Genomic DNA, 24929 nt, shown 5'->3' on the forward strand with positions numbered 1-24929 from the left:
CTAGGATTGGGGGGGTGGTTGGTGTTGCGGCTATGGAGATGAATGAGGTCTGGAAGACCTTTCTGAGCAATCCTGTTCCGTTCTGTGGCGGTTTTCTCAGCGGCCTGCTGCGTTTGGATGTGAAGCAAGATCCGCTGCGCAGTTGGCTGGAGTCCCAGGGGCTGAGGGTGGAGGAGCCCCCGCCTTCCGGTCGCTCCGACGGCCCCCAATCCATTTCCATTGAATAGGCGTACTCAATCGGCGGGCAGAGAGTAGGGATCCCTTCCGAACGCTTTCTCTCAGGTGTGGGAAGCGCTCTGATCCGGGCACAAGCAGCGACAAGAAGGGCAGCAAGAGCGGTGTTGCGAGGTGAGCTGATGTTCCCTGAACCCTCCCAATTTAGGAAGCGGCAGGGATCCCTTCGAGGCTGGGGCTATCTCGGCGGGGTGGTGTTCCTGGCAACGGGACTGGTCGGTCTGCCGTCAGGGGATCCAGCCGTGGCCCAATCGGCTCCCTCTTCTCTTGCCAGCCCTAAGCAGGATCCCCAAGCTTGGCTGGAGCGCTACAACGCCGCTCTAGAGCAATTGCCCCCTTTGCCCAACTTGCAATATCGCCAGCAGGTGCGGGTGGAGGGATCCCAAACCTTCACAGCCACGTTGGATGTGCTCTACCGCCGCGACGGCAGTTGGCAGGCTTGGGTAGCCGAAGGGGATCGCATCCGCCTCTTGGATTCGCGCCAATTGGAAGTGGTGAACCAGTCGGATCTGCTGCAGCTGTACTCGGTGTATGTGAGCCGACCGGAAGCCCTCTTGCCCTCGGTGAGCTTTTACTTGAAGGCGGATCCCAGCCGCTACCGCGTCCTCTCCTCAGAACGGGTGGATTTGGCTGGATCCCCTGTCCAACACTTGCGCCTAGAGCCCATTCAGGAAGGCCAGTTGCGGGAGCTGTGGCTGGATCCGCAGTCGGGGCTGCCGCGGCAGGTGTTGCTGTTTTTGTCGGGGGTGTGGGGGCAGGCCTATGTCCTGATGGGGTTTACGGCGGTGCCAGCTCCCGAGGGAGGGGAGCGCTACTGGCTGCCGGAGAGCACCCGCATCAATTTGGGCTATGGCTTTTGGACCCTGGAGGGCCTGAACCGCCGCGTGTTCAGGGGATCCCTGTCCATCCAGCATGACTACCAGGACTACCGCATTTTGCCAGAAGGGACGCAGTTGCGCTTTTTGCCTTCGCAGCCGCCGGTGGATGCGCCGCCGGTGGTAGCCGGCCTGCCGGGGAGCGCTCCTCAAGCGGAGTTGGGAGATGTGCGGGCCTTGGGAGTGGATGAGCAGGGCAACCAGCAGTTCAGCATTGGCCTGGGCCGGCGCTCCAGCCCGGACAATTCCTTGGAAGACCGAATCGTTGCTTTCAACCTAACCCGACCCACCAGCCGCAACGCCCTGACCCAAATCGATACTTTAGCTCTTTTGCCTCTGGGGAATGGCCAGTTGCCCATCTATCTCTTCCAATTCGACACCGGTCGCCCCCTCTCGCCCCTGCAGGGGGTAGAGCGCCCGCAGGTGGATCCCAACGAGGTCTTCGCTCCTAAGCCGCCAGCCATCAAACTCTTTGGAGATTAGCTCCCCAATGCTGATAGATGCTGCCTATGGGGTGATCCCCATCCTGCCCCACCCACCCGCCCAGGAAGCTCCCGGACCCGGCTCTTCGCATTTGTATCTGCTCATCCAGCACCAGAAGGGGCATTGGGCTTTCCCAAAAGGGCACAAGGATGGCTCCGAAAGCGACCTGGAGGCGGCACAGCGAGAATTGCGAGAGGAAACCGGCTTGACCGACTACCAGCTTCTGACCCTGCCCGGCCAGCCTGACCCTCTGACGCTGCAGGAAGCCTACACCTTTACGGATCCCGAGGGGAACCGAGTGGCCAAAACCGTTACCTACTACGTGGCCTTGTTGCCGCCCCAATTTCCTCCTCCGGCCCTGCAGGTGCAACCGGAGGAGGTGGCCGCCTACCGCTGGTGCTCCTACCCCGAAGCCTTGGAGCAGATCAGCTTTGAAGAAAGTCGGCAACTGCTGCGCCGCTGCCAAGCCCACCTGGAGCAGCTTTGGAAATTGGAGAAGACCTAAGTTCCGTATTTTTACGGAAGAGGTTTATCGGGGTTACCTTTATTATCTTGTCCTGCAGGCTTTCCGTGGGAAGTTCCCGAGTAAGAAAGCCAGCAGACAATCTGAGGGCTAGCCTTCACCTTTAGAGATTGGCTGATGAGCAATAGTCATCGATCTCCCCAGGAGGAGAGTTTTTCTGAATACGGATTGAACGCTGAAACTGCCTTTGAGTTCGTGCAGCCTTGGCCGTCTTGTTGGGCTTGGCTCATCTAAAGATCTCGTCTGGGTCAGGGCTGGGCTTGAACTGTATTCTGGAAAGCATTTTTTCACCGGCTTGTGGGGTAGCTAAGACTTCAGTCGTGTCATCAACCTCAGCGCAGGAAATTGTCCGAGCACGTCCTCTCGACCCATGAACTGTCCCCCCGTCTGTACAGAAGTCTCGGCCCATCTGCTGAACGCAGAGGTCAGCTTCACAGGAGTTGTTCGGTATTTCAGTGCCTTGGACAAAGGGGAGGGGCTGGGCACTTGGTCATTGGTGTTTCACCAAGGTCGCCTGGGGTTTGCTCACCACAGCTTGGAGCCCTTGGAGCGCTTGGATCGCCACCTGCGTCGGCTCAGCCATCAAGTCTTTTCTCTGACTCGCCAAAATTGCCTACGCATCCATCGGCAGGTGGAGGCGCTATTGGCTCAGGAGACTGGGCCTCTACCTGCAGACCTTCTGGGGCTGAGTTGGATGGTAACGGAGCAACTGCTGCCTTGGGAAGCTGCGCGCAGGTTGAATGCTTGGATCGGCGAGGAGGTGCTGCAAAATCTGTTGCTGGTTCCAGGGGGCTTTCAGCAGGAGATCATCCCACTGGACAACGTGCCCACCCTGGGCCAGTGGGATGGGGGATCCCTGCTCGACCTGATCCAAAAGCGGCTACGGGCATGGCAATCTTTGGGGCCTGAGATCACCTCCCCCTACCAACGGCCCTACTTTGCCAGCCGGGCCCAGGCAGAACGCCTTCCCGCCGAGCAACAGGAACGGCTAGGCCGGTTACTGAAGGGGTTTAGCTTCCGCCAGTTGAGCGCCCTTCTCGATCAAGACGACCTCCAGATCGCTCGCCGCCTACATCCTCTGGTCAAAGCCGGTATCCTTGTCCTGCGGGATCCCCAGCCCCCCTTTGATCGGCTGCCCAAAACCTACTCGGCCAAGCTTGAGACAGAATCACAGCCCTCAGAAACTCCCACCGTCCCTCTTCACCTGGCCAACGGGCTTGCAGATCTAGGCCCATCTCCCCAAGCCTCGAAAACCTGGATTGTGGCCTGTATTGACGACAGCGAAGCCATGCTCAGCGAGTTGCAGCGGTTGTTGGAAGGGCACAACCTGGTCATTCACACCATCAGCGACTCTTTGAAAGCCCTGATGAAGCTGACCACCCTCAAGCCAGATTTGATCCTGCTGGACGTGGGTATGCCCAACGTGGATGGCTACCAATTGTGCAGCCTCATCCGCAAATCCTCCGTGTTAAAGGATGTGCCGGTGGTGATGGTCACAGGCCACAAAGGTCTGATCGATCGGGTGAAGGCGCGCCTGGCCGGTGCCACCGATTACCTGACCAAGCCCTTTCGGCAGGAAGAATTGCTGCAGATGGTGTTTCGCTATCTCAGCTAGGGATCCCTCTAAAGGTTCGTCGAAAAAGAGATAAGGAGATGTCGATCATGGTGAAAGTTCTTGTGGTGGAAGATGTGGCCTCGGAGCGACAGCTCATCAGCGATTACCTCCGCTCAGAAGGCTATCAGGTGGTAGCGGTGGCCAACGCCCAAGAGGCATTGCAGCAGATCCGCAACGACAAACCCGATGTGGTGCTGACGGACTTGGTCATGGAAGGCATGAGCGGGCTGGAATTGTGCCGCCAAATCAAGAAAAACCCGGAAACCCAAAAGTTGCCCGTTGTGGCCTGTACTTCTAAAAATCAAGAGCTGGACAAACTCTGGGGCATGAAGCAAGGGATCGATCTTTATCTGACCAAGCCTTTTACCCGCGAAGACATTTTGCGGGCCGTGAAATCAGTAGTGCTCAGCCCGAGCTCATGATTTTTGCCACTCCTGTCCTTGCTGAGCTGCGCCTCCAGTTAGGATCCCTGTGATTATCACGAATTGTTCTTAGGAGATGTCTTAGAATTGGCAGAGCGAGAACGGCAATGGCGGTAGCTTTCTCCCCACACAGCCCTACTTCTACCCGTACCGGCGAGCTGTACTTACATCTACAGTTGGGGGTAGACTGTCGGGCCCTTTTGCCCATGGCATTTGCCCAGGAAGCTCTAATTGTTGGCCCGCACCACTTTACCCTTCTCCCCAACCAGCCCGCATGGGTGCTGGGCTTGTTCAACTATCGCAATCGCATTCTCTGGGGACTGGATCTGCCGCAATTTCTCGGCCTAGAGCCCTTGGACTTTGGGCAGCCCGAACACCACTTGGTGGTGATGCGCCCAGAATTTGGGGGCTCTGCATCGCCAGTGCGAACAGGCTTGGGCCTGGCAACCCAACACGTGAAAGGAGTAGCTCGAGTGCCCGCCGAGGAGATCCAACCCTTAACAAAAGCCCAGGCAGCACAAAACAACTTTCGACTGGAGAACTTCTACGACTCTTGCAAAGGGCTGGTGTTGGAAGGGGATGAGCCTCTCTGGGTGCTCGACCCTCTTGCCATTGTCCAAAAGCTCAACTCAGTTGATTCCTCGGCAAACCCTTGATCTTGGCGACCTTTTCCCCGACTTACCCTCACTTAAAGGCAAAATTCTATGGTTTCCTTCCGTCCCCTCTTTCTCAGGCCTGCTCCATCTTCCCGGCCCCAACGCAAAGTCGCAGGATCCCGCCTGGCCCTGGCAATCAGTTTTCCTCTGGGCATCAGCTCCCTGCTGTTTGCCGTCTCTGCCGGCAGCGTAGCCCGCACCTATTTCGAGTTCGAGCCGGCGATCTCGCGGCAGTTCACCCTGCAAAACCTGAGCGATCAGGTGATCTATTTGGATGAAGTCTTGACCATGTCTGCCCGCATGGCCGCTGCCAGCGGGGATCTGTCCTGGGAAGAGCGCTACAACATCCATGTCCCTCAGTTGGATGAGGTGCTGGCGGAGATTCAGCAATTGGATCCCGCCTCTTACGAAGCCTATGCAGCCAAAACCACAGCAGCCAACATCAAGCTGGTGGAGTGGGAAGTGCAGGCTTTTGATCTGATTCGGGCCGGCGAGCAGGAACGGGCTTTCAACTTGCTGCACAGCCCTGAGTACGAAGAGCAAAAGCGCATCTACGCCGAAGGGATCAACCAAACCCTGGAGGCCATTCGCAGCAACATTCAGGCCAGCGTCCAGCTTTACGAGCAAAATCTGCTGCAGGCTTTGATCTTTTCCGGCATCAGCTTCCCGATTCTGCTGCTGAGCTGGGGGATCATTTTGATCCTGGTGCGCAACTTTGTGCGGGAACGCAACGCCACCTACGAGCGACAAGTTTCCGACACCCGACTGGCCCAGCGGTTTGCCGATATTGCCCGGATTCGCCAAGAGCAAGAGCTGATCGATCCCCTAACTGACTTGTTGGGCGAGATGCGCCAGCGCTTCGGTGCCGAACGAGTGGCCTTCTATCGCTTGACCGCTCCCGAAGAGGCGCAGGTTATCGCTGAATCTCACGACAGCCGCCTGCCCGACACCTTGGGCACCCTCCTCCGCAGGATCCCGGCTCCGATCCAGCAGGCTCTCCACGGCGGGCAAGTTTACGCTTTTGGCCCGGTGCCTAGGCCAGATCTGGGCGCCGACTACCTGCAGAGGCTGGCCACAGCCCAACTGAAAGCCGAGATGATAGCGCCGGTGGTGCGTGGCGATGAGCTTTACGGTTTTTTGGCAATAGGCCGCGCCCAAAGCCAGAGCTGGTCTGACGAAGAACAGAAAACCTTGGCAGAGCTGGCCAACCGCCTGGGTCAAGCTTTGGGTAACCTGGGGGCGCTGGAGCAAAAAGCCGTGGCCGCCCAGGAACGGGAGCGGTCGGAAGCGCTGCAAAGAGAGCTGCTGCAGCTTATCAGCGAGGTCACAGAAGCCTCGCGGGGGGATCTCACGGTGCGGGCGCAGCTAACAGCCGGACAAGTTGGCATCATGGCGGACTTTTTCAACGTCATTATCGAGAGCTTACGCGACATCGTGATTCAAGTGCAGCAGGCCGCCGGTCAAGTCAACCAATCCATTGGTCGTGACGAGGCAGCCATTCGCGAGTTGGCCGAAGCCGCTCTCCGACAGGCCACCCAAATCGAAGAGACCTTGCGCTCTGTCGAGCAAATGACGCTCTCAATCGAGGAGGTAGCCGATAAAGCCCAACAGGCCGCCACCGTTGCCGAATCTGCCGCCGCCACGGCCATCAACAGCAGCTTGACTATGGATCGCACAGTGCAAAACATCCTGCAACTGCGGGAAACGGTGGCCGAAACGGCCAAGAAGGTGAAGCGGCTGGGGGAATCTTCCCAGCAGATTTCCAAGGTGGTGTCCTTGATCAACCAGATTGCGCTGAAAACCAACCTCTTGGCGGTGAACGCCAGTATCGAGGCAGCCCGTGCCGGCGAAGAAGGGCGAGGTTTTGCGGTGGTCGCCGAGGAAGTCGGGGCACTGGCGGCCCAGTCGGCAGAAGCCACCCGCGAGATCGAGCGCATTGTGGAAGGGATCCAACGGGAAACCGGCGAGGTGGTACAGGCGATGGAAACCAGCACCGGCCAGGTGGTGGAGGGAACCCGCTTGGTGGAAGCAGCCAAGCAGAGCCTGGGACAAATTGTGGAAGTCTCGCGGCAGGTGAACCAGCTCTTTCAGGCCATTGCCCGCTCCACTGATGCCCAGGCAGATGCATCTCAAACGGTGCGCCAGTTGATGCAGCAAATCGCCAACATTGCCGCCCAGACGGCGGCAGCCTCGCAGCAGGTGGCCAACTCTCTCCAGGCTACGGTGGCGGTTGCCCGTCAGTTGCAGACTTCTGTGTCCACCTTCAAGGTGGGGGAGGCGGTTTAGCATGGGGCCGAATCCCACTTCCCTCGACCCACGCGAGTGGCAGGTTAGGCTGCAGTTTTTGGACGAAGCCCAGGCTTACCTCGACACCCTGGAGGCAGGGGTGTTGGGCCTGGGATCCCAGAGTTTGGATCGCCCCCGTTTGGATCGCTTGCTGCGGGCTGCTCATTCCATCAAGGGCGGGGCGGCCATGATGGGCTTTCCGGTGCTTAGCGACTTGGCCCATCGCCTGGAAGATGGTTTCAAGATCTTGCAGGTGGATCCCCAAAAAGCCGACCCCGCAGTGGAGCGCAACCTCTTGGCGGCGTTGGATTGCATGCGCCAAATAGCCCAGCAGCACCGCCAGCAGCGGCTTTTGGACGAATCTTGGCTGGCAGAGCGGGTGCAGCCTCTTTTCGATCAATTGCGAGAGCAGTTGGGAGAGTTGCAGCCTGAGGACAACGTCCAAGTCCTGGCAGCAGAGGCCGGGGGCGATATGCGGGTGCTGCTGTTTGCAACCGAGGTGGAGGCCTGTCTGCAGCGGTTGGAAGGTGTGCTGGCCCACCCCGAGCAGCCCTGTTTGCGGGAGGAGTTTCTCATTGCTGCCCAAGAGCTGGGGGCGCTGGGGGAAATGTTGGATCTGCCTGCCTTTGCCACCCTGTGCGGCTCAGTAGTCCAAGCTCTGGAGACGCTGCCGCCAAACGCCAAGGAGCAGGTGTTGCCCGTTGCTCAGGCGGCTTTACAAGCTTGGCGACGCTCGCAGGCCCTGGTGCTGGTCGGTCAGGTCGCTCTTCTCCCCAGCTCCTGGGATCCGGCAGAGCCTCCAGTTTCCCCCCCGCCAGAAGCCCCTCCCCCTGCAATGGCAGGAGCCACCGAGCTGCCGGATTCGATTCCAGCCGGGGCCAAAAGCGCTGCCGAGATGCTACGGGTGCCGGCTCGCCCTCTGGAACAGTTGGGGGAGCTGTTGGGAGAGCTCATAGGGGAGCGCAACCGCTTAAACAGTCGCCTGCAACGGCTGCGGGAGCTGGTCAGCTTGTTCAAACGGCGGGTTCGCACTCTAGAAGAAACCAACAGCCGCCTGCGCAGCAGCTACGACCGCGTCGCTGCCACCGTGCCTGCTTCTGTGCTCTTGAAAAAAGAAGGGGATCCCGGCCTGACCTTGGCCGATACCTTTGACCTCTTGGAGATGGATCGCTATGGAGAGATGCACCTGCTGACCCAAGAGGTGATGGAAACCGTTGTGCAAATTGATGAGGTAACCCACGATATCGACACCACCCTGCAGGAGACCGAAGGCAGCGCCCGCCAGCTCAGCCGCCTCTCCAGGCAAATGCAAACCCGTCTCGACCAGGTGCGCATGCAGCCTCTATCGGATTTGACGGATCGCTTCCCCAGAGCGCTGCGGGAGCTGAGCTTAGCCCATGGCAAGCCCGTGGAGCTGCGGGTCTTGGGGGGATCCACCCTAATCGAGCGCTCGATTTTGGAGGCCTTGGCGGATCCCTTGTTGCACTTGGTGCGCAACGCCTTTGACCACGGCATCGAGGCTCCAGACACCCGCCTGGCCCAGGGCAAGCCGGCCAAGGGCCTCATCGAAATTGCCGCCAGCCAACGGGGCAACCGCACTCTGATCACGGTGCGAGACGATGGGGCAGGGATCTGTCTGGATAAAATCCGGGCCCGCGCCTTGCAGATAGGGTTTTCCGCTGCCGACCTGGCTGAGGCCAGCTCCCAGGAGCTGCTGGAGTTGATCTTCCAGCCGGGCTTCAGCACCGCCGAGCGAGTCAGCGAGCTATCTGGACGGGGAGTGGGTCTAGACGTGGTACGCACCAACCTGCAACGAATTGGCGGCCAGGTGCAGGTGGAATCTTGGCCGGGACGGGGCACGCTGTTTACCCTCACTCTGCCCGTTTCTTTGAGCGTCACCCGCGTGCTGCTGACAGAATGCCAGGGGTTGATGTTGGCTTTTCCGGCCAACGCAGTGGAAGAATTGCTTATCCCCCCGCAGTTGCCTGCCGATTCCTTTCTCTGGGAAGGGGAGCAGATCCCTTTAATTCCTGTGGGCCACTGGTTTCGCTTCGCGCGCTGGCAGCCTCGCCGGGAAATTGACGAGACCCCCCTTCTCGACCGACCTGTGGTGCTGCTGGTGGTAGAAGACAACCGGCCCTATGGCCTGTTGGTGGATCGCTTTTGGCGGGAGCAAGAGGTAACTCTGCGCCCGGTGGAGGGAGGTCTGCCTCTGCCGTCGGGATTCTCCGGCTGTACGGTTTTGGCCGATGGGCGAATCGCTCTTTTCGTGGATCCGCCTGCCCTCTTGAGCTGGCTGCTCGCCCAGCGGGATCAGCCCTGTCAGTCGGCAAGGGATCCCCTTCCCCAGCCCAGGTTTGCCGCCCAGCCCACCCTGCTGGTGGTGGAAGATTCGGTCAACGTGCGCCGCTTCTTGGCCATGACCCTAGAAAGAGCAGGGTTCCGGGTTGAACAGGCTCGCGACGGACAAGAGGCCCTCGAGCACTTGCAGAGAGGAATTCCCATCCGAGCGGTGATTACCGACATTGAAATGCCGCGGCTGGATGGCTTTGGCTTGCTGGCCCAGATTCGTGCCCACCCCCTGTATGACCAGCTTCCCGTGGTCATGCTCACCTCCCGCAGTGGCGAGAAACACCGCCAACTGGCCCAGCGGCTGGGAGCCAGCGCCTACCTCTCCAAGCCCTTCCAGGAACAGGAGCTGATCCAAAAGCTGCGGCAACTGCTGCAACCAGCCTCTTCGGCACCTTCCACCGGCGTTTTGATGGCGAGGTAGTCCATGCCCCTGCTTTCCCCTCTGCGCCTGCGTCGTCTGGCTCGGCAAGAACAACTGAGAAACCGGCAGACCTTGATTACTTTCCAACTGGGCTCCTACTGCTTCGGCCTCCCTGTTGATCGGGCGCGGCGAGTTTTTAGCTGGGCAGAGTTTCAGCTTGCTCAGGAGGGCGGCCCCCAGCTTTTGGATACCGGTCGTTTGTTGCTGGGCCGAGGGATCCCTTTTCAACCGGAAGGGGTTATTCTGTTGCAGCCAGGCAGTTCTGAGGACGGATTGTCCGACCAGATCGACAACCCAGAAACAGGGGCTCTGCCCATTCCCACTCAGCCCCTCCTGCGCCGTCTGCCCTCTTCCCAGTTGCAGCCTCTCCCCAGCCGCTATGCAGCTCAGGCCCGCCAACGGGGTATTGTGCAGTGGATCCCGCCAGCCGAAGGCCAGCTCCCCCTGTTGGTGTTCGACCCTCATCTCTGGCCTGTCTGTTCTTGAGCGGGGAGAGGGGGCAGTTGCAGTTCTGGATTCTCCACGCGGGTTAGCTCCCAGCGGAAGTGCTCCCCACCCCGTCGCTGCCAATTCAATCGGAAGGGTTGCTCCAAGGCGTTCACCTGATCCCGCGTCAGGTTGGCTAAGGGGCCGCCGGATCCCTCGATCACAAACCAGAGAGTGGCCTGTCCTTGGCGACTGGGATCCCCTGGGCCGAGCTGCACCTGCAGCGCTTGGGGTTGGAGGCGCAAGCGAAAAAATTGCCCGAAGATCTCGCGGCTGTAGGCCAGCGCCCGCTGCTTATCCAGGCCCCAACCATCGCTATAGGCCTCAGAGACCAGCATCTCCACCTGATCCCAGTTGCGCTGCTCCACCGCCCGCAGCAATCTCTCCGTGTGGACGCGGATTTGTCGCTCAGGCCGCCCGTATTGCCAAAAGGCTCCCACCCCGATAGCCAAGACGACGGATCCCACCACCCCCCAGCGCAGCCAGGGGGGAAGGGGTGAAGGGGGAGAAGAGACAGAAGCAGACAAGGGATCCCTCTTGGGCAGTAGGGGGATTGCTCCCTCTAGCCTACGGGATCTACATGTGAGAAGATCAAAGCCTGACCCCGAAATCTGTGCAGCCTCTGCCGGTCACAGCACGCTCCCGAAATTTAGCCAACCGGTCATGACCAAGTCCAACGACCGCCTACTGCTGGAGTTTGAGCAGCCTGTTGCCGCCCTGGAGCAACGAATTCAAGAAATTCGGGCCTTGGCAGAAGAAAACGACATCGATGCTTCTGAGCAGATTCGCCAATTGGAAGCCAAAGCCGAAGAGCTGCGCCGTGAGATCTTCAGCCAGCTCACGCCGGTAGAACGGCTCCAGGTGGCCCGTCACCCCCGCCGCCCCACCACCCTGGATTACGTACAGACCATCTGTGACGACTGGTTTGAGCTACACGGGGATCGCCACGGCCAGGACGATCCAGCCATTGTGGGCGGGTTGGCCAAGCTAGGGGAGCAGCCGGTGATGATCCTGGGCCACCAAAAGGGTCGCGACACCAAAGACAACATCCACCGCAACTTTGGGATGCCCAATCCCGCCGGCTACCGCAAAGCCCTGCGGCTAATGGAACATGCCCACCGCTTCGGCCTGCCCCTGCTCACCTTCATCGATACGCCGGGGGCTTACCCAGGCGTTAAGGCGGAAGCCGAGGGCCAAGGAGAGGCCATTGCCACCAACCTGCAGACCCTGTTTCGGTTGGAGATCCCCATCATCTGCACTGTCATCGGCGAAGGGGGATCCGGCGGAGCCTTGGCCATTGGGGTGGGCAACCGCATCCTGATGTTCGAGCACGCCGTCTACTCCGTGATCTCGCCGGAAGGCTGCGCGGCTATTCTCTGGAAGGATGCCAAGAAGGCTCCCCAAGCGGCGGCAGCCCTGCGCATTACCGCCCAAGACCTGCTGCAACTGGAGGTGATCGACGAGATCCTGCCAGAGCCGGTTGGCGGCGCCCACCGCGCGCCCTTGGAAGCTGCTCAAACCCTCAAAGAGGCTCTTCTCAGGCATCTCAAGGAACTTTCTAGCCTGAGCGGGCGAGAATTGCGCGAGGAGCGCTACCAAAAGTTTCGCCGCATGGGAGCGTTTCTGGAGCTTTCTGAATAGACTTATGCATCCCTGATTTATAGTCGTTTCAGATTAGGGTGAGACACCTGGGCCATTGATCGCGCCAGCGGGACGGAGTCCTTGAAAAGCCTTTTGGCCCCCTGCATTATTGCTCTGCAACGCCGATGCGACCAACATTTTAGGCGTGGGTGCAGTGTCCTGGTTTGAACTGAAATGACTATATTTGGGGTTTAATTTGGGGTTTATTCGAGGGGAGAGGCCCTTTAGGAGCTGCTCTGGGATGAACTTCCGAAAGCACTCCGCGCCCTCAACCTGACCAAGAGGGGGCTAACTCCTACCAGGTTACCCGATCCCGCAGCTGCTCAATCCGGGCTGGGCCAATGCCATTGACCCGTTGCAGATCCTCCAAAGAGGAGAAGGGGCGGGCCTCGATAATGCGCTGCGCCAGGGCGGGGCCAATGCCGGGCAACTGTTCCAGCTCCGCCGCCGTGGCCGTATTCAGGTTAACGCGAGGGGATCCCCCAGGAGACGCCACCGGAAAAGCAACCGACGGGGAAGGGGATCCCGCCTCAGGAGGAAGAACGACCTCGACTTCCAGCAGCTCCGGCTCCGGTTCAGGCAAGGAAGCGGCAACGGGGACGGGGTTGGGGCAGCGACGGGACGCCTCTTCTGCCTGCTGTTGCAAGCGGCGGCTGGGGCCAAAACGGGCCTCGGCCATCAGCCGGTCGAACTCCCGCACAAAGTGATCCACCACTCGGCTATTGCGGATGATCAGGAAGTTTTCGTCGTTGAGGTGGTTGGCCGAGACCGACCAGTTGTTGGATCCGGTGATCACCGTGGCCTGAGGAGCGCTGGGATCGATGATGGCAAACTTATGGTGCAGCTTATCGCCGGGGGCGAGGTTGGGTATGCCTACAGACTGGGCCGGCAGCGTCCAGGGCAGGCGCGCCGCCTCCACCTGGCACTTTTCGTCGGGGAGCAACAGCCCCCACATCTCCAGGGTGCGGCTGTAGTCTCGGAAGGCAAAACCGGGGTCGAACACCCCGCGGATTTCTACGTTGCGCTCCTGGCGCAGTTGCCTGAGTTGGTTGGCAATGCCCGGATCCGTAAAGACGAACAGAGCCAGATCCACCTGTTGCCGGGCTTGGGCCAGGGTGGCGGCAATAATGCCGTTGGAGGTGGCTTCGTAGGGCAGGGAGCGACTGGCAGGAGAAAAGTGAACCCCCACAATGGCATCGTCAATGTACACCGTTTCCAGGGGACGCTTGAGCTTTTGCACGCCGAAGCGGCTATCGGTCAAGCCACCGGGGCCATCGCCCCACATGAGATCGAATTCCTCGGTGTAGAGGCGGGCCAGCTCCGGGCTGTCCAGCAGCAGCAGATGGTTGGCATTGCCGACACTGCCAGGCGCATCAAAGTCCCCGTGAATATCAGAGAGCGTGAAATTGGCCGATCCGGTCAAGACTTTCTGCCCGTCGATCACCACAAATTTGTGGTGCATCAGGCCGCTGCCCTTGGAGCCATCGGCGGTATCATCCAGCCAGGGCACCTGGCCTCCATCCAGCAAGGCGTACACATCCCGCGTGGCGACCTCCTCAGCCGAAAACCGTCCATCGCGGTTCACATCCACCAGGTTGCGGTACTCCTCGAACTTGCGACGGCTGCGCTCGTCCAGCGCCCGCACTTCGGCAGGGGTGAGCTGGTGCCAGGCTCGCACGTAGGTGTTTTCAGTAATAAAACGCACAGGGATCCCCGCCTGCCGCCGCTCCACCAGAGCCTGGGCAATCAGGGGTAGGTTCAGCTCCTGCACGGCAATATCCACCGACTGCCGAGCGGAGCGAATCTGGGAAATGATCAACTCTTCCAGGTTGTAGCCGTAGCGGCGGATCTGGCGGTAGGGATCCCGATAGGTGCTCTCGCGGCTTTGGTTGAACACCACCCGGATGCGGGGGTGCTGCGGCAGAGGGGCCAGGGTGGGCAGCTCCGGCTCTTGGGGGTAGGGTCTGGGCCGAGGACCCACCCAGTAGCCGATCAAGACCAGAATGAGAAGCAGAGCAGCCCAGGGCAGCCAGCGGCGGAGTTGCCGCAACCACGACGGGATCCCGTTCATGGCCTTTCTCCTCTCCAGCAATCACGCCCCCAGGATACCAAACTTTATCGCAGCCACTTCTACGCGAAGGCGATCCCTGCTCTGCTCTACAGCTAACCGTGCGAGAGCGGCTGCTACCCCTAAGATGATGACAAATGTTTTAGAGTATTAACTTTTGTTATGAACTACAAAGCCCTCACCCTTGGGCTGACGGCGGCTGCTTGCTTAGCCTTGGTAGGCTGTGCCAGTTCCAGCGGCGATACGGCCATTGCCCCGCCGACGCCTACCCCAACTCTCTCTCCCAGCCCTACGCCGCTGCCCAACCTCGTCGCCGTTGCCGCCGCCAACCCCGACTTCAGTACCTTGGTGACGGCCCTGCAGGCAGCGGGCTTGGTGGGGACTTTGCAGCGGGAAGGTCCCTTCACGGTATTCGCTCCCACCAATGCTGCTTTTGCCGCTTTGCCCCCTGGCACGGTGGAATCTTTGCTGCGACCTGAGAACCGGGCAGAGCTGGTGCGCATTCTCACTTACCACGTGGTTCCTGGCTTGGCTCCTTCCAGTGCCCTCAGATCCGGCCAGCAGGTAACGACTTTGCAGGGATCCCCCGTCACCGTCACGCTTCTTGAGGGCGGACGGATTCGCATCAACAACGCCAACGTGATCGCCGCGGATATTCAAGCTTCCAACGGCATCATCCACGTCATCGACACCGTCTTGATCCCGCCTCGCTAGGGGTTTCGGGCATCATAGGATAAAGTCAAGTTCGGCGGTTGACCGAGGAGGCCCGGCGTGGAAAGGCCGAAGTGGGTAGCCATTGTTACAGGGATCCTGGCCATTGCTCTGGGGGTGGGCTACTTGCTGCTGGCACAGCTGTTGGATTATCGCGGGGGCGAGTTTTTGCCGGCACCGCTGGAGCCGCCGGCGATTTTGGGAGAGGGGATCCCTGGCTCATGGGGCCGGTTGAGCTGAGGGCGCTTTTGACTTCCTGCTTCCCCTTCCTCTTTTACTTGCGGGTGGCTGATCCCCAGCAAAACTCTTGACAAAATTGTATGCTCAGCTACAGCAAGCCCTATGCTGGAGAAGCGACTCGGATGGCTCAGCAATTTTGGGTTGCTTGATTTGAAGATTTGGGCAGGCTGTGGGTTGGGATGGTGCTGTCGCGCTCCACTTGGGTGTGGTTGTGGGCAGGGCTGGGTTTGGCGGCCCTGAGCCAATATCTGCAATGGGTTAGCGGGATCTATAGCTTTATCGCCCCCCATTCGTTGCCGCTGGCGGATCTGGCAGTGGCCGGGATCCTGGGAGGGACAGCAGCAGCAGGTCTGGCAGCGCGCCATTGGTGGCAGCAGGCTGGCCGACGGCAAAGTACTCCAAACCAGCGGACACAACCGCTGCGGCGGGTTAAGTTAACTCGGAATCAGGTGCAAGCCGATCTGGAAGATGCCGATCGCCTGATCCAGAAGCTGCAGAATGACATCAGTCGCCGTGCCCTGCGTGCCAAGCTGCAAGAGATCAATCAGCGGCTTAACCAGGAGGAATTGCATCTGGTGGTGTTCGGCACCAGTTCCGCCGGCAAGACCTCGTTGATCAATGCCTTGATGGGCCGACCAGTGGGCGAAACAGCCCCCACCCTGGGCACCACCCGTCAGGGATCCATCCACACCTACCAATTGGAGGGCTGGAACGGCCCCATTTCCCTTACCGACACACCTGGGCTGCTGACGATTGGGGGAGCAGGTGAAGCGGAAGCCCGCGCCCTGGCCCAGAAGGCGGATCTGCTGATCTTGGTGGTGGCCGGAGACCTGCTGGCTTCGGAATATGCCGAAATGCTGGAGCTGGCCCGGCTGGGCAAATCCACCATCCTGGCCCTCAACAAAACCGATCAGATGCTGCCGGAGGATGTGGAGACCATCTTGACCCATTTGCGCCGGCGCACTGCCGGTGTTATCCCTGCCGAACAGGTGGTGGCCATCGCCGCCGATCCAGAGCCCCTCAAGGTTCGCTACTACTCCGAAGATGGCTCTGTGTGGGAAACTTGGGAGCCGCAGCCCCCCGAGACAGAGGCCCTCATTCAACAAATGGCTCACCTGCTGCAGCAGAAGGGATCCCACCTGCGCTTGGCCAATGCCTTGTTGCAAACCCGAACTCTCAGCGAAGCCGTCCAGCAGGCCCTCCAAGAAGAACGTCGCCAACAGGGTCGCCAGATCGTGGAACGGATGCAGTGGGCCACCGCTGCTGCCCTGGCGGCAACCCCTCTTCCTGCTTTGGATGTGCTGGCAGGAGTGGCCATTCAGGCACGCATGATCGGGGAACTGCACCAGGTGTTTGACCGACGCATTACCTTACGCCGGGCCCAGCAAATCGCCCAGAGTTTGGCGCAAATGGTGGTGCAACTGGGGGGGCTGGAGCTGGCCACTCAGGCTTTGGGCTCTCTGCTCAAGGCCAGCCCCTTGATGGTGATGGGGATCCCCCTGCAGGCGGTGACAGGGGCCTACCTGACGCGGGTGGCGGGGCTCAGCTACCTAGAGTGGCTGTCTTCTGGGGATCCCTGGCAAGAGGAAATCCTGCAAGAGCGGGTTAGGCAGCAGCTCCAAAACCGTCATCCTCTGGCTTTTCTCACCCAACTGGCCCGCCAAGCCCATTCCAATAGCTAGTCGAAGCATCCATCTTTTCGCCGCCGCAGGCCCAACCTATCCCGTTCTCCGCCCGCCGCAGAAAATCCATTACACTGAGTACAGCTTTTTCTAACTTAACTTTGTAGAAGTTCTGTAGATTAGCAGGCTCCAGGTCACACAAGAGAGAACATTTGTACCAGCCATACTCAGTGTTGCCGGAAAAAGTTGCACAATTTGTTAATCACAAGTCAAGCCCAGTCCATCATTTTGTAGTCTGCTGCCCTAAACTGGCTCCGTTTGCGCCTTATGTCTTCCATCAACCCGACCTTGCCCATTCAGTGGATCGACGCGGATTCGGGAGAGGTGGTGGAAGAATGCCCTTGGGAGAGCAGTCCCCATCCGGGCACCTACGTCCAACTGGCAGAGCAGCACTACCTAGTTCTGGAAAAGCGTCATTCCTACCGGCTCCGGCAAGGCAAATACCACCTGTGTGGGATCCGCGCCCTGGTGCGTTCGGTCACCCCACCTCAGGAAGTGGGAAGGTTCCTGGGGGATCCCTCCTGTCGGTTTAATGCTCACTCGCCCTTGCTGCGTTGTGCCGTCAACCCCAGCGGGCCCTGTCAGGGCTGCCCCCACTACGAGTCGGCCCCGCGTTGCTAGCCCTCCAGCTCCAGAGCCAACACCTGGGTCAGCGCACGGTTGGTCTTTTCGCGAAACTCGGCCACGCTCACCCGTCCCAGCAAATACACGGCCAGCAACATCACCGCTGCCTCCACCCCAAAGACGGTGGCATAGGCAAGCACTGAAGAAGTGGGGAAGAGAATGCGCCCCAGATCGAGCAAAGCCCCGCCGAGCAAGGTGGAAACCGCCTGGGACATGGCCTGGGCCAGACCCCAAGCCCCGATAAAGGTGCCTGCCGTCTCCGCTGCCGTCAAGTCCAACATGAGGGTAATGGCGCCGTTGGTGGTGATCCCAGAAGCCAAACCAAACAGGATCATGCACAGTTGCAACAGCCGTGAATTGCCTGTAAACCCTGAGGCAATGGTCAGCCCAAAAGAGATGGCCACCAGCAGGCAGCCCAGACGAGCCGTTGTCTGCTTGCCCAGCTTGGGCACAATGAAAAATCCGGTCAGCACAATCCCTGCCAAAATACCCAGGCTCCAAAAGGCATTGAGCTGGGTGCTCTGGGCCACCGTCATGCCAAACACCTCGCCGCCATAGGGTTCTAGGATCGGCTGTTGGATAAACAGGCCCATGGTCATCAACACCAAGAAGCCGAAAAAGATCAGGGTTTGGCGGCTGGCGGTCAGCACCTTGATGGCCGTGCCAAGGGTGATTTGGTCTTCCCGTCCGGCCAAGGTGGAACGGGATCCGTAGCGGGAATAGCGCTTTTCCACTCCCCAGGTGGCAATCACCCCCAGCAGGATCACCACGGCTGGAATGATGACGAAGAGGCGGTTGACGGTGCTCTGCAGGTTGTCTGGCTGCAAGCCCCGCAGCAGCACCGCCGAGCCAATCGCCCCCCCAGCAATCCCCACCATCAACATAGACCAGACGATCCCCACCAACTTAGAGCGGTTGTCCTCGTCTGACACATCCACCAGCAAAGCCGCAAAAGGCGTGGAGCAGGCGCTGAGGCAGAGACCATAGAGGGCAAACATCAAACAGGCCAAGCCTACCCAGCCATAGGTGGCTCCAGACCAACCCGTGGCCGCAAAGCTCTCCCCCAAACCCCACACCACCTGCACCCCCAGGAAGATACAAACGGCAAATAGCACTGATCCCAGGCGCACATAGCCGGTGCGATGCAGGCCAAACAAGGGCTTAGCATCCGAGAGCTGCCCAAACCAAACCCGAGCCGGGGAGACCAACTGGTGCATGGCCAGGGATCCCCCCACCACCGTTGCCGGGATGGCCAGCAGATCCGTGTCGATCATGACACGGTTCAGCACTCCCAAAGTGAGCAACGACATCATTCCCAAGCCCATCTGAAACAGGCCCAGGCGGAACATAACATGCAGCGGCAAGGGCTGAACCTGCGCCTGAGGCTCTGGAGAAGTTGAAGTTACAGAAGCGTTGACCTCGGGATCCCGGCGAATACTGGCCATGATCTGGAATATTTCGAAAGGGTGCTACAGCTTTTTATCGTAGCCCAGGCGGCCTGGGATCCCGGCAAAAGCATGGGGTTGCCAAAAGTGAAACCGCCACACCCTCTCCCCTTTTGGGAGCTATTGTCAGGGTATAGTCCCCCAATTTCCAATCCTCAGGAATATTGCTATGCGCGCCCCCATCCCCTGGCTGCTGAGTTCACTGAGCTGGGTGGGCATTTCCCTGGCCGCTCCGCCGATGGTGTCTACTTCTCAGGCAACCCCTATGGATTTTCCCCTCCACCAGTCCCTTTCTTCCCCCTCGCCTTCAGAGTGGGCGGAATACTTGGCCTACAGGCAGGTCATCGACCGGACGATCTCCATGACCTGGGATCCGCAAGCGCGAGCCTTGGCAGAGCCCTACGGGCTGGATATCGTCGACGTCACTTGGGAAGATACCGGACGCCACAAGGGATCTGCCCTTGGCCCCAACATCAGCGACATGACCATCCAGGTACAACAGCTCAACCCCAGAACGGGTCACTACGAGCTGAGCTTGATGCCGGTGATCCGCTACCCCAACTTTGCCGATCTGTCTGCCGACCTGCCCCTCGACAGCCTACAGGTGCTGGTGGGCAACGAAAAAGGAAAGCCCTTGCAACCCGTGTCGTTGCGAGAGCTGCTGGGGAATCTGCGCCGCTACTTACATGATCCCGGCTCTTGGGCCGGCAACCGCAACTCTCTGCTGGCCCCACGGGATAGCCATGTGTTGGTGAGCGCCCAAGCTGCCTTTTTGCCCATCCCTGCTGGGGGATCCGCTCAATTCAACCCGGTGCTGTTCAACTACCAATCCCATCCCGGCAACCCAGCCGTGCTGGCAATCTTGGCCACCCGCGAGGGCACCAGCATTACGGTGATCGAGAACCGCACTGAAGATAAGGTAGATAAGGTGGGCGAAGCTATTTGGGGCCAGCGCCTTTTCTTCAACCAAAATGGTGAACGGGCCAGCCTCACCGGGCAGCGCCTCAGCGATTTTCGGGCTGAGCAAGCCGCCGACCCAACCCCTCAGGATCCCGATGCTGCGGAAGTGGCAGAAGAAGCCCTGAATCTGGTGATGCTGATCCAAGTGCCTCTTCATCAGCGGCAGCCGCCGCGAAGGGAAGTTGAGGATATCTCTGTCAAGTTTTTCGGACCCGCAGACGACCTGGCCGGCCTCAGCAATGTAGAAGCCGCTGTCATCGGACATGGGCCGGTGGAAGGCCCCTTCACCGAGATCAACAACCTGGACATCGAGCGGGATCCCCGCTTTCCCATTCGGGTCACGGTCCAGTTCTACAAAGCCACCGACAATGGTGTGGTCTCCGCCGAGGACATGGCCCAAATTCACCATCAAATTGCCCGCGTCTATCGAGAGGCCGACTATGTGGGCAGCTTGGTGATTCAGCCGGATACAGGCCGACCTACGGAGTACGACCGTGATGCAGAGACAGAGCGCCCCTTTCCCTTTCCTGGGTGGCCGTGGCGTTAGGGCCTACTGCGCATTCTTCCCACAACCTGCAAGCGAGGGGCAGCATCTTCTCGCCCTAGAGTTTCTCTACTACACTGACAACTGACCTGGTGCCAAGAGGAGGGGGTGTCGGCCCGATATCCTCGGCAAGGTCTGGGTCTGTAGAGGCGGTTGCCAAGGTCTCATTTCTTGAGGCCATGGTGCTTGTCTGTGCCAGCTCTTGCCCAAGGCAGTGGGGAGCTTTTCCTGCAACACTATGGCTGACGCAGTTCCCGTTCGGCGCTACGACCTGTTTGTGCAGGCTTCCCGGCTGCTGCAGCGCTACCGGCAGCTCACGCCGGAACTGCGTCCCATAGGGCTGGAGGTGGCCCTGGCCATCCAGTATCACCGCGCTCAGGCCGGATCGGGATCCCTGCTGCCTTGGGTGGGATCCCCTCGCGGACTGCCCTTGCAGCAAGTGGCCCAGCGCATTTGCGACCCGTTTTACAGCAAAACCCATCCTCTTTTGCCGACCCTACCCGAAACCGGCGAGCCTTTGGTGTGGCCTCTGTTCAACCAAGGGGAAAACGGCTTGATCCGGCCCCTGGCCCCAAGCAAAGTGGGCGGGAAACTGGCGGAACGGCGCTGGCTCAAAGCCTGCAACAGCCAGGAAGGGATCGGCTGTCATGCCTTGGCGGCCCACCTGTGGCAAGACGAGCGCTTTTTGGCCGAAGACCGGGATCTCTGTCCTTTCCGCCTTTATGATGGGCGCTACCCCTTGAGCGTGGATCAAGGGCGGCAGACTTGCGGCTTTGACGATCACCCCTGTGGCTGGCAGCCGGGACACCCCAAAATGTTGCAGGTGGTGGGCAAAGGCAAACAGGCCGAGATCCTGCTCCCCCACTGGACGGATGACATGTGGACGATGCTCATTCCCTCCCATCGTCCGCTGCCGATTTACCCGCTCTTGGTGATGCTTTACTTTGGCCAAGAAACTTTGCAAAAGGGGCGGAGCAGCCTCTCCATCGAGCAATTTCGTCTGGATTTTCAGTTTAGCCAGTCTCAACTGCGCCTGTTGTTCGACACCCACCCTGAGCACCCCTTGAATCGACACCTGCTTACCTGGGCTCAGCAGCCAGAGGTGGAGTGGGGATCCACAGAACTCTTGCCCCAGATGCCGCCCCTCCTGCATCAACCTGCTGGGGGCAAGGTAGTTTTGGATCCCGATGAGCCGCCCCAGTTCCGCAGCAGTGGGATCCCTCACAGCGCCGGGACAGACCCGCTGATGGCAGAACGCCGCCGTCGACGTCAGTTGGAGCGCAGCGAGCGCCACAACGAGATCTTGCACCAGTTTCGCCGCTGGTTCCGCCTGGCAGGATTGGAAGTCCGGGAGGATCAGCATACCTTTGACTTTTTGGCCGTGGCGGACGGGCATCTGCTTTTGGCCGAAGTGAAGCTCCTGCACCACAAGGATGCGGCAGAGGCTTTGCAGGAAGTGGTGGGACAGTTGCTCTACTACGAGCGCTTTGCCCTTGGCCCCTGGATCGAGCAGGGCTTTTCCGTTCAGAAGGCCGCCGTTTTCGATGGACCGCCGCCGGATCCCTATGTGCGATTTCTAGAAGACCTGGGCATTGCCACCTACTGGATCAACGAGCAGCAGATGATCGATGGGCCAGAAAACTCTTTACGCCTGCTGCGCCAGATGGGGGTGCGGGTACGACCGGATCCCGAATTGGGGGATTAGGGGAAAAAGCCTGCCCATGTTCTCCCCTGAGTTTTGACTCAGGCGGGGGTAACTTCTTGTCTTCTTAAGCGTACCTTAGCTGCCCCTTTACTCAGATTCCTTCTTGAAGATGGTATCCATATAGTCCATATAGACGGTAAAAATACGGGATCCTTTGAAGTTTCGGGAGGAGTGAAGCAGATGTGGTCTAGGGTTACTTCGCGTCGTGTTGCCCAATCAATTGCGGTGCTAGTTTTTGGTTTGGTGCTTTTGGTTTCTCTGCAAGGGCGCGGCTCCAGAAGAACTCTTTTGCCAATACTTACACCTGTGCCAGCACCGACCCCGACTTCAACACCCACAGCCACGCCAACACCGACGCCCACGCCGGGAGGCTGTGATCCCAACGCCAACCTGATCCCAGTTGGCACTGTCCAGGGCACTGGCTTCACTTCCCCCCTGGTGAACCAAACAGTCACGGTTTCTGGAATCGTAGTAGGAGACTTTGAAAATGAGGGGGTGGCTGGCCAAACCTATCTCCAGGGCTACTACCTACAAGATGATGGTGACGGGAATCCCGCCACATCAGATGGCATCTTCGTTTTCAGTGGCACAGCTAATAACGTCAGGCTTGGGGATAGGGTTCAGGTGACCGGAACGGTTGCTGAGTTCCGCCAGCAAACCCAGCTCTCCAACGTCACCAGCTTTACTGTCTGTAGCTCTGACAATCCGTTGCCGGCCCCAGTGCAGATCTCTCTACCGCTGACTGCGGAGCAAAGGGAAGCTCTGGAAGGAATGCTGGTCACATTTGGAAATCAGCCCCTGTTTGTAACCGACTCCTTCTTGCTGGGACGCCACGGGGAGCTGAGTGTGGCCACAGAGCGGTTGTTCACTCCTACGCAAATTGCGGCTCCCAGCCAGGCAGCTGCCATTCAAGCGGAAAACGACCGAAAGCGGATTCGCATTGATGACCGGCTGCTCACCCAAAACCCAGATCCGGTTATCTACCCCACTCCGGGTGGCCTGAGCGCGGCTAACACTGTGCGCGGCGGCGATCGCGTCAGCAACATCACCGGGATCATGACCCAGTTGCGAGGCCGGAATGTCAGTGGCGATGTGGATGCGACCATCGACTACCGTATCCACCCCAATGATCCCAACAACTTGCCCAGGTTTACAGCCACCAACCCTCGCCCGCAAAACCCACCCTCAGTAGGGGGCTCCCTGAGGGTAGCTAGCTTTAACCTGTTCAACTACTTCAACACCTTCGGCAACGCCTGCTTCCCCAATAACTCCTCCTGTCGGGGAGCCAGCAACGCCACCGAGTTCACCCGCCAGCGGGATAAGCTCATCGAGGCTATTCGCCGCATGGATGCCGATATCGTAGGCCTCAACGAGTTAGAAAACGATGGATACGGTTCGAATAGTTCCATTCAGGATTTGGTGAACGGGCTCAACCAGGTCATGGGGGCAGGAACCTACGCCTTTGTGAATGTTGGAGTGCCCAACCTGGGCGGCGATGCCATCACCAACGGCTTTATCTACAAGCCAGCTACGGTTGAAATTGCCCCCGGCACTAACCCGGCCTTCCTGGACACAGGGGAATTCACCCAAGGCCCCGGACGCTTCCATCGTCCTCCTCTGGCTGTAACCTTCCGGCAGCGGAGCAACAACGCCACCTTCACTGTTGTGGTCAACCACTTCAAGTCCAAGGGTTCTCCCTGCGATCCTATTGACAACGATCCCTTCCAAGGCAATTGCAACGGCAACCGCACCCGGGCCGCTCAGCAACTCTTGAGCTGGCTCGCCACCAATCCAACTGGCTCCACCGATCCGGATGTGTTGATTATGGGGGATCTCAACTCCTACGCTATGGAGGATCCGATCAAAACTCTGGAGGCGGGCGGGTTCATCAACCTCAATGGCTCCAACAGCTACTCCTTTAGCTTCCAAGGACAGTGGGGATCTCTGGATCATGCCCTGGCCAACAGCAGTCTGAGACCCCAAGTTACAGGCTCAGCTAAGTGGCACATCAACGCTGATGAGCCCGTGAGCTTGGACTACACCCTGAGCTTCAAGAGTCCCTCTCAGCAGAGCCTCTTCTACGCCAGCGATCCCTTCCGCTCTTCCGACCACGATCCGGTGCTCGTTGGCTTGAACCTGACTCCGGCCCCAACACCGACGCCGACGCCCACACCGACACCAACTCCTCCTTCCGTTAACCTGCCTTTGACAGAAGGCTTTGATAACTGCAACCCTGCTCCAGCCGGCTGGCAGATTGTGGATGTGGACGGCGACACCAGTCGTTCCTGGCGTTGTGTCAACTCCCTTGCCGAGGCCAACGCTTTCAACGGTCAGCAACCGGGTAATGACTGGCTGATCACTCCTCCTCTGAACCTGGCTTCCGTCAGCAACCCAGTTCTGACCTTCCGCAATCGGAGTTCTTTTAGCGATAACAGCCTTCCTCCTTCGCAACAACTAAGCGTTCTTTACTCCACCAACTACAGCGGTGCAGGCACTCCAGCGGCAGTGAATGCAGCCACTTGGACTGCTCTGACGATTCCCACTCTCTCTACGGGCAGCTTCGTCGACTCCGGCCCGATTTCTCTGGCTGGGATCCAGCCTTCCAACCGTGTTTACATTGCCTTCCGCTATCGCTCTTCTGGTACAGCTTCCGGCTCGGCCACTCGCTGGCGGGTGGATAGTGTCAACATCTCCGGGAACTAGGTGTGGGATCCTAGTGCCAACCTGAGTCTGATTGGCAGTGGCTGGGAAAGTGGATCTGCTTCCTCAGCCGTAACGCTCTCCTATGTGGTCTTGGCCGGGATCCACCGTTGCTCAGCGGGTTTCGAGCAGAGGGATTGACTTTTGGAGCACGGACTAAAGGGAGAGGAGCCGGGGGTGGTTGCCTTTGGCGGCACGGAGCGCTTAAGACACTTCGGGAGAAAAATGGTTGAGGATCCGGGGGGATTGCAATGTC

20 protein-coding genes are annotated in these 24929 nt (G+C 59.3%); 17 read left to right on the forward strand and 3 right to left on the reverse strand.

The window, feature by feature from the left end:
* The first annotated feature begins 38 nt into the window (after positions 1 to 38).
* The 9 genes from ACVWY9_RS01730 (at position 39) to ACVWY9_RS01770 (ending at position 10353) form a co-directional block, all read left to right on the forward strand.
* Positions 39 to 227, forward strand: a complete 189-nt coding sequence (locus ACVWY9_RS01730; protein ID WP_414374286.1) for a hypothetical protein — start codon at positions 39 to 41, stop codon at positions 225 to 227.
* A 129-nt stretch (positions 228 to 356) separates the two neighbouring features.
* Positions 357 to 1592, forward strand: coding sequence for a LolA-like protein (locus tag ACVWY9_RS01735; RefSeq protein WP_011434288.1), 1236 nt, complete (start codon positions 357 to 359; stop codon positions 1590 to 1592).
* A gap of 7 nt (positions 1593 to 1599) precedes the next feature.
* Positions 1600 to 2097, forward strand: coding sequence for a bis(5'-nucleosyl)-tetraphosphatase (locus ACVWY9_RS01740; protein WP_457387331.1), 498 nt, complete (start codon positions 1600 to 1602; stop codon positions 2095 to 2097).
* Between the two features lie 388 nt (positions 2098 to 2485).
* Positions 2486 to 3730 (forward strand): response regulator, encoded by a 1245-nt coding sequence (locus tag ACVWY9_RS01745; RefSeq protein WP_414413063.1) that lies wholly within the window; start codon positions 2486 to 2488, stop codon positions 3728 to 3730.
* A 47-nt stretch (positions 3731 to 3777) separates the two neighbouring features.
* Complete coding sequence (locus ACVWY9_RS01750) at positions 3778 to 4152, forward strand: response regulator (RefSeq protein WP_011434291.1); 375 nt, start codon at positions 3778 to 3780, stop codon at positions 4150 to 4152.
* 206 nt (positions 4153 to 4358) lie between these two features.
* Positions 4359 to 4808 (forward strand): chemotaxis protein CheW, encoded by a 450-nt coding sequence (locus ACVWY9_RS01755; RefSeq protein WP_240527341.1) that lies wholly within the window; start codon positions 4359 to 4361, stop codon positions 4806 to 4808.
* A gap of 48 nt (positions 4809 to 4856) precedes the next feature.
* Positions 4857 to 7094: a methyl-accepting chemotaxis protein gene (locus tag ACVWY9_RS01760; protein ID WP_414402785.1), complete on the forward strand. Its 2238-nt coding sequence runs from the start codon at positions 4857 to 4859 to the stop codon at positions 7092 to 7094.
* Position 7095: 1 nt separating this feature from the next.
* The gene (locus ACVWY9_RS01765; RefSeq protein WP_011434294.1) at positions 7096 to 9867 is read left to right on the forward strand and encodes a hybrid sensor histidine kinase/response regulator; all 2772 of its coding nucleotides are present in this window, start codon (positions 7096 to 7098) and stop codon (positions 9865 to 9867) included.
* A gap of 3 nt (positions 9868 to 9870) precedes the next feature.
* Entirely contained in the window at positions 9871 to 10353 is a 483-nt protein-coding gene (locus ACVWY9_RS01770; RefSeq protein WP_099812950.1) for a hypothetical protein, read from the forward strand.
* Here ACVWY9_RS01770 and ACVWY9_RS01775 read toward each other — a convergent pair.
* Positions 10329 to 10880, reverse strand: coding sequence for a hypothetical protein (locus tag ACVWY9_RS01775; protein ID WP_414408734.1), 552 nt, complete (start codon positions 10878 to 10880; stop codon positions 10329 to 10331). The genes ACVWY9_RS01770 and ACVWY9_RS01775 overlap by 25 nt on opposite strands.
* Before the next feature lie 136 nt (positions 10881 to 11016).
* Between ACVWY9_RS01775 and ACVWY9_RS01780 the strand changes: the two genes are divergently transcribed.
* On the forward strand, positions 11017 to 11994 hold the full coding sequence (locus tag ACVWY9_RS01780; RefSeq protein WP_414349729.1) for an acetyl-CoA carboxylase carboxyltransferase subunit alpha: 978 nt from the start codon (positions 11017 to 11019) through the stop codon (positions 11992 to 11994).
* 295 nt (positions 11995 to 12289) lie between these two features.
* On the opposite strand, the gene ACVWY9_RS01785 is transcribed toward ACVWY9_RS01780, so the two are convergent.
* Positions 12290 to 14065: a phospholipase D-like domain-containing protein gene (locus tag ACVWY9_RS01785; protein ID WP_457387332.1), complete on the reverse strand. Its 1776-nt coding sequence runs from the start codon at positions 14063 to 14065 to the stop codon at positions 12290 to 12292.
* A gap of 159 nt (positions 14066 to 14224) precedes the next feature.
* On the opposite strand from ACVWY9_RS01785, the gene ACVWY9_RS01790 reads away from it, so the two are divergent.
* The 4 genes from ACVWY9_RS01790 to ACVWY9_RS01805 all read left to right on the forward strand — a co-directional run bounded on the left by ACVWY9_RS01790 (position 14225) and on the right by ACVWY9_RS01805 (position 17316).
* Entirely contained in the window at positions 14225 to 14776 is a 552-nt protein-coding gene (locus tag ACVWY9_RS01790; RefSeq protein ID WP_457387333.1) for a fasciclin domain-containing protein, read from the forward strand.
* Positions 14777 to 14833: 57 nt separating this feature from the next.
* Positions 14834 to 15013, forward strand: coding sequence for a hypothetical protein (locus ACVWY9_RS01795; RefSeq protein ID WP_414341967.1), 180 nt, complete (start codon positions 14834 to 14836; stop codon positions 15011 to 15013).
* A 179-nt stretch (positions 15014 to 15192) separates the two neighbouring features.
* A complete protein-coding gene (locus tag ACVWY9_RS01800; RefSeq protein ID WP_457387334.1) occupies positions 15193 to 16695 on the forward strand; it encodes a DUF697 domain-containing protein in 1503 nt (500 codons plus the stop codon).
* Positions 16696 to 16962: 267 nt separating this feature from the next.
* Positions 16963 to 17316: a DUF6464 family protein gene (locus ACVWY9_RS01805; RefSeq protein ID WP_414349734.1), complete on the forward strand. Its 354-nt coding sequence runs from the start codon at positions 16963 to 16965 to the stop codon at positions 17314 to 17316.
* Here the strand turns inward: ACVWY9_RS01805 and ACVWY9_RS01810 are convergent.
* Positions 17313 to 18764 carry a BCD family MFS transporter gene (locus tag ACVWY9_RS01810; protein WP_457387335.1) on the reverse strand — a complete coding sequence of 484 codons (1452 nt, stop codon included), beginning with the start codon at positions 18762 to 18764 and terminating at the stop codon, positions 17313 to 17315. The two genes, ACVWY9_RS01805 and ACVWY9_RS01810, sit on opposite strands and share 4 nt — an antisense overlap.
* A 169-nt stretch (positions 18765 to 18933) precedes the next feature.
* On the opposite strand from ACVWY9_RS01810, the gene ACVWY9_RS01815 reads away from it, so the two are divergent.
* The 3 genes from ACVWY9_RS01815 (at position 18934) to ACVWY9_RS01825 (ending at position 24676) form a co-directional block, all read left to right on the forward strand.
* The gene (locus ACVWY9_RS01815; protein WP_457387336.1) at positions 18934 to 20271 is read left to right on the forward strand and encodes a hypothetical protein; all 1338 of its coding nucleotides are present in this window, start codon (positions 18934 to 18936) and stop codon (positions 20269 to 20271) included.
* A 235-nt stretch (positions 20272 to 20506) separates the two neighbouring features.
* Positions 20507 to 21973 (forward strand): hypothetical protein, encoded by a 1467-nt coding sequence (locus ACVWY9_RS01820; RefSeq protein ID WP_414412658.1) that lies wholly within the window; start codon positions 20507 to 20509, stop codon positions 21971 to 21973.
* 306 nt (positions 21974 to 22279) lie between these two features.
* Positions 22280 to 24676, forward strand: a complete 2397-nt coding sequence (locus ACVWY9_RS01825; RefSeq protein ID WP_457387337.1) for an ExeM/NucH family extracellular endonuclease — start codon at positions 22280 to 22282, stop codon at positions 24674 to 24676.
* Positions 24677 to 24929 lie beyond the last annotated feature (253 nt).

The sequence above is a fragment of the Thermostichus sp. OS-CIW-31 genome, assembly GCF_054060305.1.